This is a genomic window from Paenibacillus sp. 32352 (assembly GCF_002042965.1).
Classification (GTDB): domain Bacteria; phylum Bacillota; class Bacilli; order Paenibacillales; family NBRC-103111; genus Paenibacillus_S; species Paenibacillus_S vulneris.
This window is the reverse complement of sequence record NZ_MZNT01000001.1, coordinates 407,216-422,891: the sequence shown is the minus strand read 5'-3', so window position 1 is coordinate 422,891 and position 15,676 is coordinate 407,216. Positions and strand designations below refer to the sequence as shown.

Genomic DNA, 15,676 nt, shown 5'->3' with positions numbered 1-15,676 from the left:
CATCTTACTTATATAATTTATATATAAATTGTACAAAGGAGCTTACCGCAATGAATCTTCACGCCTTACGGTTATTTCATGTTATTGCCTCCACCCAAAGCGTGACACGGGCCTCGGAAATATTGAATATTAGTCAGCCTGCGATCACCGCCCAAATCAAAAAATTCGAAAAGGAATTGTCCATCCCGTTGTTCAAGCCTCAAGGCAGGGGAATCGCGTTGACGGATGCCGGTGAGAAAATGGAGCAGCTCGCCAAAAGACTGTTCGCAGTCGAGCAGCAGATCGAACAATTTACGCATGATTATCACCACGGTTCGATTGGACATATTCGAATTGCCGCGACATACTTGCCGGCCCATGTGCTGCTGCCCGCCTGGATCGCAAAGTTCAAGCAGCAGTATGAGCAAGTGGAAATGACCATCACAACGACCAATTCCAGCGATGCCTTGAAGCAGCTTCTGAATGTGGAGGCGGATCTGGCGATCTATGGGGGACTCCCGGAGGAATATCCGGATACGGTACAAACGGAGGAGCTGTTTCAGGACGAGCTGTGGTTTGTCGTAGCGCCCGGCCATAAATATGCGAACCAGCAGGTTTCTCTGCACGACATGATGAAGGAGGCTTTCGTTATGCGGGAGGAAGGAAGCTCGACACGGGAGCGATTATTGGCTCTATGCCGCACCTATAATTCCACCAATCCGAGAATTACCCTGCAGTTTAACGGATTGCATGAAGCTATTACCGCGGTGATTGCCGGGTACGGCGCAAGCTTCGTCTCGTCTCTGGTCGTGAGCCCGTATGTAGAACGCGGCGAGTTATGCCGGGTATATGTCGAAGGAATCCATTTGCAAAATACGATTGCCGTATGTACCCGCAGGCAAGAGCCTTTATCTCAAGCGGCGGCCCATTTCATCCAAATGATCCGGCAAAACCCTTATAGAAGGCCGTCCTGAAGCGGTGCCGGTACGGCTCAATAACGCTGCAAGATAAGCCCTTGCCATCAAGGCTTAAGTCTGGTGCTTTCCAAGTAATGCCAAAAAAGCCCGAACCTTTGGAGTGCCAAAGCATTCGGACTTTTTCATCATGCTGGTAGATCGGTCAATTATTGTTCCGGACCTACCTTAACGAGCATTTTACCGATATTGGTCCCTTTAAATAGCTGCACGAAAGCCTCAGGAACCTTCTCGAATCCTTCCATAATCGTTTCTTCGTATTTCAGCTTGCCTTCGGACAGCCATTTGGTCAGATGCTCCATTCCCTCCGGCAGACGATCAGCGTAATCTCCGAGCACAAAGCCTTTGATCATGGAGCGCGTCTTAATCAGCTTGGTCAAAATCCGCGGACCGACATCGCTGCCCTCCTCCTTGTTGTAGGCCGAGATGGCTCCGCACAGCGGGATTCTCGCATGATCGTTCAGCAGACTCATGACGGCGTCGGAGACGTCTCCCCCGACGTTATCGAAGTAGACATCAACTCCCTGCGGGCAGGCTTGCTCCAGCGCTTGCTTCAGGTCGGATGTCTTGTAATTCACCGCGGCGTCAAAGCCCAGCTCGTCCACCAGAAACTTCGTTTTCTCATCCGAGCCGGCAATCCCAACGACTCTGGCTCCATGAATTTTAGCGATCTGACCGACGACCATGCCGACTGCGCCTGCCGCCCCGGATACGACCACTGTCTCTCCCGCTTTCGGTCGTCCGATGTCCATGAGGCCGAAGTAGGCCGTCAAGCCGGTCAACCCGATAACGCTCAAATAGGCGGATAACGGTGCAGACTTTCCGTCAATTTTGCGGAGCGATTTGGCATCTGCGATGTTATACAGCTGCCAGCCCAGCATGCCGAGCACCTTGTCTCCTGCGCTAAACAGCTCCGAACGGGATTCGATGACTTCCCCTACGACGCCGCCGCTGATGACCTCGCCAAGCTGATACGGCGGTACATAGGACTTGGTATCATTCATTCGTCCTCTCATATAGGGATCGACGGATAAATAGATCGAGCGGACAAGGACCTGGCCTTCTTCCGGCTTGCTCGCAGGCGCCTCCTTCATTTCAAAGGTATCTTGATCGGGCCAGCCTTGCGGACGGTTTTTAAGTAAAATCATTTTGTTCATCATCATAGATCACTCTCTTTCTTGGGAATCATACTTATCAGACACGGGACGCTTCATCGGTTAGCATCGGGCATGAAATTTGAATAGTTCTAAAACTTTCAAACTATTGGATCAAAAAGAAAGTTTCTTGGCCCTTATAGGCTGTCCAAGAAACCGGGTAAATACATCTGAAATATATCGTCGACCAAATATATTTTTTTATTTTGCCCGTCGCGGACGACGCGAATCAGCTCCGCTTCGTTCATGATTTTCAAATGATACGTGACATTCGATTTGTCCATTCCCATCGCTTTGCCGATTTCCCCGCAGCTATTCCGCGTCGGCTCCGTATGGAGATAACGGACAATTTCTATACGCTTTTTTTCCGATAAAGCTTTAAAAATCCGTGCCCGCTTCTCATCGTCGGCTTGTAATTGTTCGATCATCATAGAACTATGATAAAAAGGAATGCGGTTTTTGTCAACCGGAGGGGGCAAGAACAAGCGCTGATGAAGTCAGTGCTTGGGGATGTTGAGAAACCTGAAAATCTAAAAAATTGCTTTGGTACCCCGGTGGGGTATCCCCCTCCGGTCGCTGTTGTTCTCAGGAAATGTTGATTATATTCGCTTTATAGTGGGGATTTCCTGAGAACAAAGGCGAACGCTATCGCTCCTCCAGGGGATACCCCACCTATCACCTTTCGCATTTTTTCTGTATGTTAAGGTTTCTCGAAAAACTCAAAAAAACAAGCGCTGAAAATAATCAGCGCTTGTTCTTGTATAAGAATTAATGATGAAAATCGAGTCCGGACGTTACCGCCTTCACATACCCCGTACGAATGACGAAATCGCCAAAATGTTCACCTTCCGTACGATCTGCAGCATAATGCTGAATCATAGGCCTCAGGATGTCGATAATATCTTCTTCACCGATGTTTTCCCGGTACAGCTTGCTCAAGCGGTCGCCGGAAAAGCCGGCTCCCATGTACATATTGTATTTGCCCGGGGATTTACCGATGAAGGCAATCTCGCCCAGAGCAGGGCGCGCGCAGCCATTCGGGCATCCGGTCATGCGAATGTTGATTTCCTGCTCCCGCAAGCCGGCTTCCTCCAAGATAGGCTCCAGCTTCTCGATCAGCGTAGGCAGATAACGTTCCGCCTCCGCCATCGCCAATCCGCAGGTCGGAAGCGCGACGCAGGACAAAGCGCTGCGGCGAAGAGCGGACAACTGATCGCTCTCCAGAATGCCGTATTCCTTCAGCAAGGCTTGGATCTTTGGCTTTTTCTGGCTCGATATATTAGCTATCATCAAGTTCTGATTCGCGGTGAGACGGAAGTCGCCGGTATGGATTTTGGCAACCTCGCGCAAAGCGGTTTTCAGCTTGTAGCCTTCTTCATCGGCAATCCGGCCGCTTTGAATGTAGAGCGTCAAGCTCCATTTGCCGTCTTTGCCTTTGATCCAGCCATAGCGGTCGCCGGTATGATCGAACCGGAACTCGCGAGCGGGCTTGAGCTTCCAGCCGAGACGCTCGTGCAGCTCGTCAACGAACCATTCCAGACCGTGCCGGTCGATAGTGTACTTGAAGCGCGCATATTTCCGCACGGAGCGGTTTCCGTAATCGCGCTGAATCGTTACCGTCTTCTCCGCTACATCGAGAATCCGATCCGGCGTACAGAAGCCGATGACTCTGGCCAGCTGAGGATACGTTTGGGTATCGCCATGCGTCATGCCCATGCCGCCGCCGACGGCAACGTTGAAGCCCACCAGCTTGCCTTTTTCGATAATAGCGATAAAGCCGAGATCCTGGGAGTACACATCCACATCATTGGATGGAGGAACCGCGATACCGATCTTGAACTTCCGCGGCAAATATACCGGGCCATAGATCGGCTCCACTTCCTCTTGGCTGCCGTTCTGCTCAAGGCTGTCCACAACCTTCTCGCCGTCAAGCCAAATCTCATGATACGCCGGCGTACGCGGAGCAAGATGCTTCGTTAATTGCTGCGACCAATGGTACACCTCGCTGTGCACCTCGGACTGATAGGGATTCGGGTTGCACATGACGTTACGGCTGACGTCGCCGCATGCAGCCAAAGTGGTCAGCAGCGCATCGTTGATGTCCCGAATCGTTTGCTTCAAGTTCCATTTGAGCACTCCGTGCAGCTGGAATGCCTGCCGCGTAGTGAGGCGAATGCTGCCGCTGCCGTATTTCTCCGCCAGCTCGTCGATGACCTGCCATTGCTCCGAAGTAGCTACGCCTCCGGGGGTTACGACGCGAAGCATGAATTGAAACGATGGCTCCAGCTTCTGCTTTTGCCTTTCGTTACGCAAATCGCGGTCGTCCTGCATGTAGCTGCCGTGAAATTTCAGCAGCCGGTTGTCCAGTTCAGGCAATCCGCCGGTGATCCGGTTGGACAGCGATTCGACCAAAGATCCGCGCAAGTAATTACTTTCCCGTTTCAGCAATTCCACATCGCTTGGAGGTCCGCCAATCGGCTGCACTTTTTGTTTTTCTGCCATTGCTGTCAGCTCCTTTACTTAGGCACCGTTACTAGGTGCGTCCGTACTCTCTTTTTCCTTACCTCTATCCTTACGTTTCGATTAATAGACGTCGCGTTGGTAGCGCCCTTGCTCCTGCAGCTCGGCCAAATAAGCCGCAGCCTCTTCCGCGCTCTTGCCTCCCTGCTGTTCAAGGATCGTAAGCAGCGCTTTATGCACGTCATGGGCCATATGCTTCTCGTCACCGCAAATATAGACATGAGCGCCTTCCTGAAGCCATTGGTACAGCTCGGAGGCCTTCTCCAGCATTCTGTGCTGAACGTATACCTTCTCCTTCGTATCGCGGGAGAATGCCAGATCCAAATGTGTCAGTACGCCGGATTTCAGCATGCGCTGCCAGTCGGTTTGGTACAGAAAGTCGGTTACAAAATGCCGATCCCCATAGAACAGCCACGTTTTGCCGCCTACGCCAAGCTCTTCTCTCTCCTCCAGAAAAGCCCGGAAAGGCGCTACTCCGGTTCCAGGTCCAACCATAATCACCGGTGTATCCGGATTAACGGGCGGCTTGAAGTTCGGATTTTTCTGAATAAAAATCGGAAGCGTATCGCCCGGCTGCAAGCGCTCCGACGTATAAACGGAGCATACGCCTCCCCGCTCTCTGCCATGGGCTTCATACTGCACTTTTCGGATGGTCAGATGCACTTCTTCCGGATGCGCTTTACTGCTGCTGGCGATCGAATAAAGACGTGGAGGCAGCTTGCGAAGCAGCACCGGGATATCTGCGGGACTGAGCGTCCATGGAGCAAAGTCATTCAGCAGATCCAGCAAATCTCTGCCGCTCATGTATTCCTTCAAATCCTGCTTGTTCTCCGGCTTCACCAGCTCCGCCAGCCTGCTGTTCCCCGAGAATGCCGCGGCCTTCTCCAACAACGGTTTGGTCAGAACCGTAATCTCATAATGATGAATCAGCGCGTCCCTAAGCGAAGCGGTTTCTCCCGGCTTGCCGGCTGCAACACGCTCCTCCGGATTCCATTGCAGGAAGCGAATCAGCTCGTCGACCAAGGACGGGTCGTTTTGCGGGTACACACCGACGCAGTCACCCGGCTCGTAGGTTAACCCGGAGCCTTCCAGCGACAGCTCCAAATGCCGGGTTTCACGATCCGAGCCGCGGCCGTTCAAGTTAATATTGTCAAGAACCTCCGCCTGGAACGGATTGGAGCGGCCAAATTCCGACTCCTCTCCCGAAGCGGATCTTTCGATTTCCACAACCGCAGCTGCTGAAGCCGTCGCCGCTTGTGCCGTCGCGCTTACCGCATCGGTAACAGTCGCAATCCAGGAGGATGCCGCCGCCTCGAAATCCACATCGCAATCAACGCGGTCGGCAATTCGCTGAGCGCCGAGCTCCTCCAGCCTTTTATCAAAATCCTGCCCTGTCTTGCAGAAAAACTCATAGGACGTGTCGCCAAGGGCCAGCACGGAGAATTTGACGTCATCCAGCTTCGGTGCCCGTTTGCTGAACAAAAATTCATAGAAGGTCAGCGCATTATCCGGCGGTTCTCCCTCTCCATGAGTACTGGTCAGCAGGAACAAATAACCGGCCTTTTTCAAATTGTTCGTCTTGTATTGATTCATCGCCGAGAGAGTGACCTGGAAGCCCTGCTCCTTCAGCTTATCGGATAAGCGGCCCGCCAGCCGCTGGGCGTTGCCGGTTTGGGAGCCGTACAGAATGGTCGCCTCGCAAGGCGCCTGCACCTCCGGAACCAAGGTCAGTACTTGGGGTGCCGTCGCGATCGTATTATTGACACTAGCCGGAGCTTCGCCTTGAACGGCAGAACGGTCCGGGCGATAAAAGGCTAAAAAGCCGCCCAGCCATTGAATTTGCGCCTCGGTCAACGTCGGCAGAAGCCGGTTAATCAGCTCAGCCTGCTCTTCTGTAAAAGGACTGTTCGTTACTTGGAGTTGCAACAACATCCACCTCGCATCGTTTCATAATTAGTATTATTCCAAGTTGCTTACTCTGTTTTTATTCCTGCTCTTATGCTACAGCAGTCTACCCACAGGGTCAATGCGATTCGTCGATATTTGTCTATAAAACTTTTTGTCAGTTGGTTTCAATTTTTCTTATAAATGAACATTTTGACGGATCGATTTCGCCAATAGTGCTTCGCGAGAGTGTCTAATGGTAAAATAAATCAACTGCAGCTTATTCAGTTTACATAGAGAAAGGGGCATCATTATGTCTTCAGCTCTCAATGACTCCCATATTTTTGACGTATTTCCGTTCTTACAATCGGTTCCGCATGCGGAATGGACTGCCGCACAGCCCAAAGTGTTGACCTATCCGGCACATGCCCGTGTTTTTCAAAAAAACAAAGCCGCCAATTACGCCGTGCTCCTATTGCGCGGTACGATGCGAATTACCTTGATCGGGGAGGACGGGAGTGAATCGTTATTGACCTTACTGTCCGCCGGCGAGGTTTGCTCGCTCATGGTGCTCTGCGGGCTGAGCGGCCGCGACTACCCCGGTTCTCTTACAGCCGAGACAGAGGTCGAGGTGTTGCTCGTCTCCAAGTCCAGCTTTCTGAGCTGGGTTCAGATGCAGCCGACGATTCGAACCGCCATCTTCGGCGGGCTCCTGGACGGGATAGTCCGTACGAGTCAGATGCTGCAGGCAAAATATAATGAACCGTTGGAAGCCCGACTTGCCAAGGCTCTGCTTCGCGCGACAAGCAGCGCCAATCCCATACTTCATATCACTCATCAAATGCTTGCTAATGAAATCGGATCAGCCCGCGAAGTCGTGTCTCGTGTGCTCAAGCGGTATCAGAGCGAAGGCTGGGTGGAAACAGGGCGGGGTTGGGTGCAAATTATCGATCGAGGAAGGCTGGAGGCACAGCTTGGTGACTAGGTCACAGAAGGAAGAACCGCGGTCCTGCTAAGGTAAGGCTGTAGACCAAAGGTCTGAGTTCAAACCCTCAGGAGGAATCCCTATGAATCAAAAGCTTCAGCCGGGCAGCAAGGCCCCCTTGTTTCAAGTTACCGATCAGCATGGAAAGCGTGTATCATTGGAGCAGTATCGCGGGCGCAAAGTATTGATTTCCTTTTTCCGTTACTCTGCCTGTGCGTTATGTAACCTGCGAATTCAGCATTTTATCGAGCGGTATCCGGCCTGGCAGCGGCAATCGCTAGACATCATCGCCTTCTTTGAATCGCCCGAAATCAACCTTCAAGCCTACGTCGGCAAACAAAACCCGCCGTTCCCGCTCATCGCCGATCCATCGGCTGTCATCTATGATCAATACGGGGTGGAAAGCTCGGAGGAAAAAGTGCAAAACACCTTGGCCGCCCCCTCCATTAAAGACGTCATCGCGGAAGTGGAGGCGGCGGGCTATAAGCTGACGAACGAGGAAGGCTCCAATTTCTATCGCATGCCGGCCGAGTTCCTGGTGGATGAGGATGGAATTATCCGGATTTGTCACTACAGCCAGTTGGTTACGGAGCATTTACCCTTCGACACCATTGATCTCTTTGCTGCGGCAAGCCGATAACCGCATGATCGCATTCGTCCAACAGGTCGATCCAGATTCGCCTGTTGGACCATCTCCTTGCATCAGACCGCTTGACGACGCTTGAAAAAAGCAATCACTTTGCCGCCCGAAGGCATAACGTTGACAAGCTCCCAACCGTACCGTCCCCAGTGAGACAAGGCTTCATCCAGCGTCCAGCCGCTATGCTCCATTTCATTGTTCTGCAAGCAATCCCCGAGGGCCACCTCCGTCGCATATTCCCATCGGTCCCCTGCAGTTTGCAGCTCTGCAGGAAGCGGCAGCCTTTCCTCCATACGATCCCATCTTACTCGTGCAGTTGCTTGAGAGAGTGCTGCGATGATGGATTCTCTTTCAACAGCCTCCAGTGCAAACAGCCTCGGCGCCCGAGGAAAATGAAAGGCTCTATGCGAATGATAGACCTGCAGCACCATCGTGCCGATCGAAGTCCCATTGACGTCGTAGAGAACGTACCATATACAGCGTTCCCGCTCCTCAGGCGGCCCCCAGTTTTCCATCGAATCCTTGCGATTGAATCCCGCCTTGGTGGTGTATCCTTCCGATTTCAGCTGCTCTAAGACCGGTACCATAAATTCTTGGATGCAGACTCCGTAGGCACGGTCGCCATGCTCCGCAAACATCTGTGTTAACTGCACCTTCTTATCCTCATAGACTGCCCTCCATGAAGTAGCCAATGTCTTTTCTATACCTCGAATTACCGTGTGAATGAGTGCTTTTTCCATAGATAATCATCTCCAATAGTAATATTCTAACATCGTTAGATTATATTTTAACACTGTTAGATTAATACTATATGGTATAATTGTCAAGAACTCATTGGAGGGTAGCCATGGCACGAAGAAGAACATATCCAACGCAAACTGAAATTCAAAGCGGAAGCTTGGAACAGATTCATACGCCGCTCGATCGCTCGCGGATCATCCGTACGGTCTTGACCATGCTGCAAGACGAAGGCTTGGAACAGATCAGCATGCGCAAAATTGCCGATGCCCTAGGAGTGAAGGCCGCCTCCCTCTACTATCACGTGAAGGATAAGGAGGAGCTGCTTCATTTATTGGCGGAGCAAATAAGCTCGGAGATTGAATTTCCTGACGAGCAGCTGGATTGGCGGGAGCAGCTTCGGCAGTGGTCGCTTCATTTTCGCCGGGTATTGCATCGGTATCGGGATTCAGTACAAATCATGGGGGCCACGATCGCGGCAAGCCCATACCGGCTGTCCCACATCGAATATTTATTCCGGGTATTGGCCCAGTCAGGGTTCAGAGAATCACAAATCCCTTGGCTTGCGTCTATGCTGAAAAACTACATTTACGGATTTACGGAGGAAGAGAACCGCTTGGCTGCCCGTGCCAAACAAGAGCTTGTGGATGTGGAGCAAATGGGGGACACGCAAAAGGAACGATTTCAAGCTCTCTCATCAGAGCTTTATCCCTATCTTGGCCGGTTGGCCGCGTACACGACGGCTGTCGATTGGGACCAGGAATTTACGTTTGGATTACAAGTACTGCTGGATGGGTTTGAGGCCCAGAGGTCAAATCAATAACCCCATAAGCGGGGGCTTGGTTCCAAAAAGGAAAAAAATCCATAACCGAAAAAGGTAATGGATTTGGGGGCTGCCTAACAAATTTGCCTGGAACGAGCCAAATGCTCCTTGCCCCATTGATTCATCAGATCCAGCAGCGGGATCAGGCTCTCACCGTAAGGGGTCAAGGAATATTCCACCTTCGGAGGAATTTCCGGATAGATTTCACGCTTCACCAAGCCATGAGATTCCAGCTCTCTGAGCTGGTACGTCAGTACTTTTTGCGTCAGGCCCGGAATCAATTGAGTAAACTCGCTGAATCGCTTCGTGCCGTTTCGCAGATGGCAAATAAGCAGCAGCTTCCACTTTCCTTCAAGAATGCCTAACGTTACGTTGGCGGCGTAATCAGAATCGGTCGGTCTCAAGATACCTTCTTGCTCCTTTCACAAGCTTTTATTCAAAAATACGGCAATCCCTAATAGCAATCCTATGTTACAAGCATAGTTGACTGGTTGCTGAAAATCAAAGGAAAAGAACCTGCAGCTCAGCTAGTCATGCTCTATTCTAATTGCTGCAATTCTAGGATTCCTTATGTAATCCAAGCTCTCTCGCTGTTTGGCTCAACCATTCGGCGAAATGCTCTTTTTCCTCGAACTGCGGATAGTGGGCGGATTGCTCAAACAGCACAAAATGCTTCTCCGGAGCCTCCAGCGTATCCATATAGGATTTGGCCGCTCGGGCAGAGGTCATATAGTCGTATCGCCCCATGACAAAATAGCAGGGGATTTCCAATCTTTTGACCAGGCTTGCCAAAGGATGCGCCGCTTCCTCCTTCAACAGCGGCTGCTGCGTTACGGAGACTCCTCTTAAGAAACGGATTACGTCCAGCAAATTATACTCGGGCTGTAGAAGGAAGCCTTTATAATAATCCATAATGTCGTCAATGAGCCTGGCGGCACCGCCATATTTGCGAACCATCCCCCGTGGAGTCAGCTGTGACCCTCCGGCTATAGAATCATGCAGAAGCTCCAAGCGCTTGACATCCTTCGCGTTGCCGGCCCGCTTTGCCTGCTCAAGGACAAATTCCCAGCCGTCCAGCTCGCTCTGTACCTGATCGGCTACCTGGCCTATGCCAATATAAGCCGAAAAACGCTCAGGGGATCTGGCCGCGGCCTTCATCCCGATATAGGTTCCAAACGAATGGCCTATCAGCAGCACTTTCTTTTGTCCAAGCTTCTCAGCAGCATAATCGGTCAATGCCAATAAATCATCAACGAGTACATCGGTCGAAACCTTCGTGTAATCTTCCCCAAAATGATACGATTTCCCGCTCCCCCGTTGATCGTAATGCACTATGGTGAAATGCTCTTCCAAAAGCTGCTGGTACTTCCTCACATACGGAATCTCTGAGCAGCCCGGCCCGCCATGCACAAAAATAAGGATCGGATTGCGAACATCCTTGCCTCTAATCATGACTTCATGCCCTGCTCCATTGATTTGGATTTGCTCCAACCTGCTGATACTCCGTTCTCCTTGAATCGAAGGCGTCCAGGTGGGGAATATCAACCCAAGCGCTAATAGAATAGCAATGACCGCGGCAACGGTCAGTCCTGCTTTTACTTTTATTCGGTTCAATCGATATCTCCCTATTTTGCTTCCCTCTTAATTTTATTAGCTCATGTCAAAGCCCTCTTTACCATGCAAGCATCTTTCAGCTGCCTGTTGCAAGCCTTGCATACAAATGCTAAACGTTCATTTCCCATACATTCCTGCCTTTTCTGTTTAAAGACTTTCATAGAAGTTAGTGGCTTGAGAGATATTGGTTTAGTTCTTCAATACTATCGGTTTTAAATCTAACAATATAATCCGTTTTCCTGGAATCATACTTATTTCGCCACTTATTGTATTCCGTAAGTACATATTTTTTACCGTATTTTTTATAATCAGGATCAAATTCTCCCCTGTACGAAATAGCTTTTATTTTCTTGGAGCTTATATTGGTCCCTACCATTTTGGATTCCTCATCATACGAGCCTCCATACACATTAAGTGTATACGGTTGTGAATAATGATTGTAGAAGTTAATTACAGCAAAGGTTAGTACCGTGGCTATTACTAGGAGCCCGCTTACGACATAAATTGAATAAATAGTTTTTTGATCATTTTTCATTCTTTGACTCCTCATCACTACACTTCGAATAACCCGTGGTTTCAAGCGAAGTATTGATCAACCGTCTGCAATTCACCTTTCTTCCAAGGAAAATAGTTCAATATCTTTTCTTCGAAGATATCTAGATTCTCGTGATACATATGCATATGCGGGTCTGGGTGAATTATCGGCTTATCATATTCCTCAAAACCTAATGAGTGCAATATAGATTTAAACTGTTCCACATTGCCATACGCTAAAATAAGGTTATCTTCATCAAAAACAAAATAAGTTAACTTCTCGTCGGAAGAGCGAATAACTAATCTATGCCGGCTGTCATATTCCAAAAATGCATGAAAGGATTCGAGAAACTCCTGCAGCTTGTCTAAGGTTAACCCTTCCTGCTTATATCTGGCTTCCTCGTTGTTGCATCGGGAGGTCCTTAAAATATACAGCATTTCATACGGCGCTGAACTTCCCTTTATAAGCTCAGTTAAGGTTTCTATAGCGTTGTTATTGGGCCAGATAACTAATCTAGAAAACTTCTCATAATCTTGCTGAATGTATACAAATCTATCACAGTAATCTGTAAATTCTTCAATGAAATTGGAGTCATTAAAGAAAATGAATTTTCTATGCATAGTTTATAGAGTCCTTTCGAGTGTTTAGGTTATCGAATTACTTCCTTTATTTTTTCTCGTACATTATTCCAATCATATTCACACCGGGCTAGTAATTGCTTTTTTTCTATTGAGGTTACTAAATCTTCGTATTGAGTTTGATTCTCTCTGATCCGTTCCATATCTACCTTTATATTATCGAGTTTATTTTCAGCTAAATTTAATATTTGTTTTTGCATATCTAGACCAAACCTTTTGAAACCTTTAACTAACTCAATAAAAAATTGGTTAAAGTCACAACAATATTCTCCCCGTACTTCCTTCCAAAAAGGGATTCCATTTTCATGCCTATAATCAGTTATCCAATAGATGTGAATTTTATCTTTATTCCTGATAAAAAATAAATCCGGGCCTCCGACCAAATATCCGAAGTCTAATCTTCTAGCATAAAGCCAACTTCTTGCGGTGTCATAAATATGCTCATATTGTTCTTCACTTTTGTCCCACGAATTAGTTAGCCAATTTTTCAATGCTGCCTGGTATTTTTCTAATTTATCAATGGAGTTAATTGTCTCAAATATGTCATCAGGAACTGGATTTTCGATGTATGGAAGGAGATCATAAATATCCCAAAATATGCGAGCGAATTGATAATCGATATAAGGCCAATCTGCAGACTGACCCCACTCCACCATGATTTCATCACTATACTTAGGGAAGTTTAATCCATCAAAATCAAACCAATAGTATGCGTCAGTTAATGCAAACCAATGTAGCATTAGATTCTCGTTATCTTCCCAAGGAGAGATATGTTGGATATCTTTTAATTTATAGCGGATCAGAAAAGTCACCTCCTGAATTCTATAGCCTAATAATTCGTGTTTTATGCCACCAGCAGTTATGTAGTAAAGATTATCCGTCTCACTCTCGCCCGAAATCCCTGAGAGCCTATGATTCGTAATATACCGCAGGTTTTACCTACCCCAATCAGATTCCTCTTGCAGGTCACTTACTAAATGCTTTCAATAGATTACCTCTATATCCCGTATCCTTTTCGTTCAACTCCAATATTTTTTCCTGTAAATTGATATTGATGTAAAGTTCAGAGTATAATCCTAACTCATCCTGATCATCGTAAAAGACCTTAAACTTTAAATACTCGTTAGCAAAAGCCCGTGGATCTCCCTGCAAGGCGAAGCTGGTCAATATAATGGTATCTTTCATTTGCTTTTTATCGTTTGCCAGCTCGTATAACCCTGACAGCTTCTCAATAAAGACATCGGATTCCATTCCTATCGATCTTATTTGAATCCCGCCGGGACAAAATGCATTTCTATCCAGTTCGCCATGAACGACTCCCGGTAACATATCCGGCTTAAAGACCACTTCAAATCCAACCACTTCGTTATTACAAATACCTAATGCTTTAATAATATGATTCGAATGTTCATCTCTTTTGTAATCGACAATACTAAATTCAAGATCCTGAAATCCTTCCTCGGTATTTTCGTTAATTATTCTTAAATTCATTGTCATGGTTGTAGAAACCTCCCAATATTTTATCCATACTTCCCCTGGATCGAACCCGACAGCATACATGGTTATCCCCTGCTTTAAACCTCTCGTTTCACGTTGGGCCTATATAATATTCTTCGATAATCCGAATCCTTGCTGTCCATATCACCCAAGTATCTTCTTTCGTGTTCAGGTACAAGTTCATATTTCTTTCTTAAATTTTCTCTGTAGAACTCGCTCGGATTTTCTAAATAGGAATAATAAGCTTCTCTACAAGCTTCTAGCGATGATTTTTCTCCATTCAGCTTTTTGTAAATATCCATAAGCTCCTTATACTTTTCTTCAATATTTGTGGCATATAACGGTTTGGATAAAATAACTTCGCCTAGATCCGATAAAGTAATCGGTATAGGGTTATCGTAAGTAGAGAAAAAAGTTCCATTCTCAAATAACGGCCCTATTTCTCCCACTCGATATTGCACTTCGTTCGGCAAATTGTAGATGACAACTAGCCCGTTCCTATATGCAATCAAATTAACTAAATAATGCTTCGCCTCATATTTCATAAAAATGAAAAAGCCATTTCCCTCAACAGTTTGATAAAACATTTCATTCTCTACATAAAAATCCGTCGCTCTAGGAGAATGAACGATTCTTCTCGTCTCGGATAATGTCTTCTCCCGATTTGAAATTTCGTAGATATTAACGAATTCCGGATTGAGTACTCTCATGGTCTCTTTGATATGTTTGTAATAGCTCTTTTTGTTAAACTTCCAGTTCGCTTCATCGATTCTGTATGACCCAAGGCCGTGAATGGAAATCGTATCACCGGCTGGAACAACGGGAGTTAACCAATTCGAATCTATTTTGCTTTCCAATCCTTTTAAATCGACAAGCTCCCAGCAATTCGTCATCCCATCCTCATAGATATCCACGTTGATATAAAAATAATGACCCCCATTATGAATAATCCCAGGGATTGACGTACCCTCTATCGTTTTTGTTCTTTGAATTTTTTTCAATTGTAAAACACTCCAATACAAAATAACTTTTAGTTTTAGCAAGACAGTTTAAAGCAAAGCAGGCTGCACGTTACTTCTTGATCAAAACCTAAAAAAACTTCCTCCCTACCCACTAGCAACCAGCTTCTTGCCAATTTTGTGTCCCGCCAGAACAATAGGAATAAGGATCAAGCCAAACGGTATGCTCACAAACACTTCATTCCAGCTTACTAACGATTCATTTGTCATTCGATACAGCACATAGCTTGTAAATGGAAGAACAACCAGCACTGCACTAACGACCCCCGGAGTGTAAATCCTAAGCAGCAGGGATTGCCCCAGATGCGTAAATACATGAATAAAAAATATCGTGATAAAAGCCAAGTACCCCAAATACTCGCCGCGCTCTGCTGCCAAATAGATTACGAATGTTAAAGGAATAAATTCAATCCATACAGCAACGGCAAACTGGCTGCTGGTTATATCCAGCATTGGTTCTGCTTTTGTTTTTAACCCGTTAGGTAACCGACTTAATATGGTTTTCCTATGCTTCTTGATAACCGGCTCCACCCAAATAATTTCCTCCAAGTCGTGTATGACGAACATAACCAAGGACATCCAGATTAAACCGTTTAGACTTATTAATGAGTCGATAGATTCTATCAATGAATATCACTTCCTTAACCACAGTCGTCCAAACGCCATTTCCTCTCGA

Annotated in this window: 17 protein-coding genes; 4 read left to right on the top strand and 13 right to left on the bottom strand. The window is 47.4% G+C overall.

The features are described from left to right. The first annotated feature begins 50 nt into the window (after window positions 1-50). Window positions 51-953 (top strand): LysR family transcriptional regulator, encoded by a 903-nt coding sequence (locus tag B1728_RS01965; RefSeq protein ID WP_079908485.1) that lies wholly within the window; start codon window positions 51-53, stop codon window positions 951-953. Between the two features lie 149 nt (window positions 954-1,102). Here B1728_RS01965 and B1728_RS01960 read toward each other — a convergent pair whose 3' ends face one another. From B1728_RS01960 to B1728_RS01945, 4 genes are all read right to left on the bottom strand, one after another. Beyond that, on the bottom strand, window positions 1,103-2,110 hold the full coding sequence (locus B1728_RS01960) for an NADP-dependent oxidoreductase (RefSeq protein ID WP_144027754.1): 1,008 nt from the start codon (window positions 2,108-2,110) through the stop codon (window positions 1,103-1,105). A 134-nt stretch (window positions 2,111-2,244) separates the two neighbouring features. Next, the gene (locus B1728_RS01955; RefSeq protein ID WP_079908483.1) at window positions 2,245-2,538 is read right to left on the bottom strand and encodes an ArsR/SmtB family transcription factor; all 294 of its coding nucleotides are present in this window, start codon (window positions 2,536-2,538) and stop codon (window positions 2,245-2,247) included. 337 nt (window positions 2,539-2,875) lie between these two features. Continuing rightward, entirely contained in the window at window positions 2,876-4,609 is a 1,734-nt protein-coding gene (gene cysI, locus B1728_RS01950; RefSeq protein WP_079908482.1) for an assimilatory sulfite reductase (NADPH) hemoprotein subunit, read from the bottom strand. 81 nt (window positions 4,610-4,690) lie between these two features. Beyond that, on the bottom strand, window positions 4,691-6,553 hold the full coding sequence (locus B1728_RS01945; protein ID WP_079908481.1) for an assimilatory sulfite reductase (NADPH) flavoprotein subunit: 1,863 nt from the start codon (window positions 6,551-6,553) through the stop codon (window positions 4,691-4,693). Window positions 6,554-6,824: 271 nt separating this feature from the next. Here B1728_RS01945 and B1728_RS01940 point away from each other — a divergent pair, with 271 nt between their 5' ends. Together B1728_RS01940 and B1728_RS01935 are read left to right on the top strand one after the other, a co-directional pair. After that, window positions 6,825-7,496, top strand: coding sequence for a Crp/Fnr family transcriptional regulator (locus B1728_RS01940; protein ID WP_079908480.1), 672 nt, complete (start codon window positions 6,825-6,827; stop codon window positions 7,494-7,496). A gap of 82 nt (window positions 7,497-7,578) precedes the next feature. Further along, complete coding sequence (locus B1728_RS01935; protein ID WP_079908479.1) at window positions 7,579-8,136, top strand: peroxiredoxin-like family protein; 558 nt, start codon at window positions 7,579-7,581, stop codon at window positions 8,134-8,136. A gap of 62 nt (window positions 8,137-8,198) precedes the next feature. Here the strand turns inward: B1728_RS01935 and B1728_RS01930 are convergent, their stop codons facing one another. After that, window positions 8,199-8,876 (bottom strand): DUF6022 family protein, encoded by a 678-nt coding sequence (locus B1728_RS01930; protein ID WP_079908478.1) that lies wholly within the window; start codon window positions 8,874-8,876, stop codon window positions 8,199-8,201. A 107-nt stretch (window positions 8,877-8,983) separates the two neighbouring features. Here B1728_RS01930 and B1728_RS01925 point away from each other — a divergent pair, with 107 nt between their 5' ends. Beyond that, complete coding sequence (locus B1728_RS01925) at window positions 8,984-9,697, top strand: TetR/AcrR family transcriptional regulator C-terminal domain-containing protein (protein WP_079908477.1); 714 nt, start codon at window positions 8,984-8,986, stop codon at window positions 9,695-9,697. A gap of 74 nt (window positions 9,698-9,771) precedes the next feature. Here the strand turns inward: B1728_RS01925 and B1728_RS01920 are convergent, their stop codons facing one another. The 8 genes from B1728_RS01920 to B1728_RS01885 all read right to left on the bottom strand — a co-directional run bounded on the left by B1728_RS01920 (window position 9,772) and on the right by B1728_RS01885 (window position 15,579). Continuing rightward, window positions 9,772-10,101, bottom strand: a complete 330-nt coding sequence (locus B1728_RS01920) for a winged helix-turn-helix transcriptional regulator (RefSeq protein ID WP_079908476.1) — start codon at window positions 10,099-10,101, stop codon at window positions 9,772-9,774. A 154-nt stretch (window positions 10,102-10,255) separates the two neighbouring features. Then, entirely contained in the window at window positions 10,256-11,302 is a 1,047-nt protein-coding gene (locus tag B1728_RS01915; RefSeq protein ID WP_079908958.1) for an alpha/beta fold hydrolase, read from the bottom strand. Between the two features lie 175 nt (window positions 11,303-11,477). Continuing rightward, complete coding sequence (locus B1728_RS01910; RefSeq protein WP_079908475.1) at window positions 11,478-11,846, bottom strand: hypothetical protein; 369 nt, start codon at window positions 11,844-11,846, stop codon at window positions 11,478-11,480. A 41-nt stretch (window positions 11,847-11,887) separates the two neighbouring features. Next, complete coding sequence (locus B1728_RS01905) at window positions 11,888-12,466, bottom strand: hypothetical protein (RefSeq protein WP_079908474.1); 579 nt, start codon at window positions 12,464-12,466, stop codon at window positions 11,888-11,890. A 29-nt stretch (window positions 12,467-12,495) separates the two neighbouring features. Beyond that, window positions 12,496-13,296, bottom strand: coding sequence for a DUF5984 family protein (locus B1728_RS01900; RefSeq protein ID WP_144027728.1), 801 nt, complete (start codon window positions 13,294-13,296; stop codon window positions 12,496-12,498). A 154-nt stretch (window positions 13,297-13,450) separates the two neighbouring features. Next, window positions 13,451-13,981 carry a hypothetical protein gene (locus B1728_RS36520; RefSeq protein ID WP_218672283.1) on the bottom strand — a complete coding sequence of 177 codons (531 nt, stop codon included), beginning with the start codon at window positions 13,979-13,981 and terminating at the stop codon, window positions 13,451-13,453. Window positions 13,982-14,058: 77 nt separating this feature from the next. Then, complete coding sequence (locus tag B1728_RS01890; protein ID WP_079908472.1) at window positions 14,059-14,982, bottom strand: DUF7638 domain-containing protein; 924 nt, start codon at window positions 14,980-14,982, stop codon at window positions 14,059-14,061. A 105-nt stretch (window positions 14,983-15,087) separates the two neighbouring features. Next, the gene (locus B1728_RS01885) at window positions 15,088-15,579 is read right to left on the bottom strand and encodes an HXXEE domain-containing protein (protein ID WP_079908956.1); all 492 of its coding nucleotides are present in this window, start codon (window positions 15,577-15,579) and stop codon (window positions 15,088-15,090) included. Between the last annotated feature and the right edge of the window lie 97 nt (window positions 15,580-15,676).

Excerpts from the sequence above, each read along its gene's own strand:
- B1728_RS01905 (WP_079908474.1), bottom strand. The coding sequence starts at position 12,466 with ATGCATAGAAAATTCATTTTCTTTAATGACTCCAATTTCATTGAAGAA.
- B1728_RS01960 (WP_144027754.1), bottom strand. The coding sequence starts at position 2,110 with ATGAACAAAATGATTTTACTTAAAAACCGTCCGCAAGGCTGGCCCGAT.
- B1728_RS01925 (WP_079908477.1), top strand. The coding sequence starts at position 8,984 with ATGGCACGAAGAAGAACATATCCAACGCAAACTGAAATTCAAAGCGGA.
- B1728_RS01940 (WP_079908480.1), top strand. The coding sequence starts at position 6,825 with ATGTCTTCAGCTCTCAATGACTCCCATATTTTTGACGTATTTCCGTTC.
- B1728_RS36520 (WP_218672283.1), bottom strand. The coding sequence starts at position 13,981 with ATGACAATGAATTTAAGAATAATTAACGAAAATACCGAGGAAGGATTT.
- B1728_RS01885 (WP_079908956.1), bottom strand. The coding sequence starts at position 15,579 with ATGTCCTTGGTTATGTTCGTCATACACGACTTGGAGGAAATTATTTGG.
- cysI (WP_079908482.1), bottom strand. The coding sequence starts at position 4,609 with ATGGCAGAAAAACAAAAAGTGCAGCCGATTGGCGGACCTCCAAGCGAT.
- B1728_RS01930 (WP_079908478.1), bottom strand. The coding sequence starts at position 8,876 with ATGGAAAAAGCACTCATTCACACGGTAATTCGAGGTATAGAAAAGACA.
- B1728_RS01955 (WP_079908483.1), bottom strand. The coding sequence starts at position 2,538 with ATGATGATCGAACAATTACAAGCCGACGATGAGAAGCGGGCACGGATT.
- B1728_RS01910 (WP_079908475.1), bottom strand. The coding sequence starts at position 11,846 with ATGAAAAATGATCAAAAAACTATTTATTCAATTTATGTCGTAAGCGGG.
- B1728_RS01935 (WP_079908479.1), top strand. The coding sequence starts at position 7,579 with ATGAATCAAAAGCTTCAGCCGGGCAGCAAGGCCCCCTTGTTTCAAGTT.
- B1728_RS01965 (WP_079908485.1), top strand. The coding sequence starts at position 51 with ATGAATCTTCACGCCTTACGGTTATTTCATGTTATTGCCTCCACCCAA.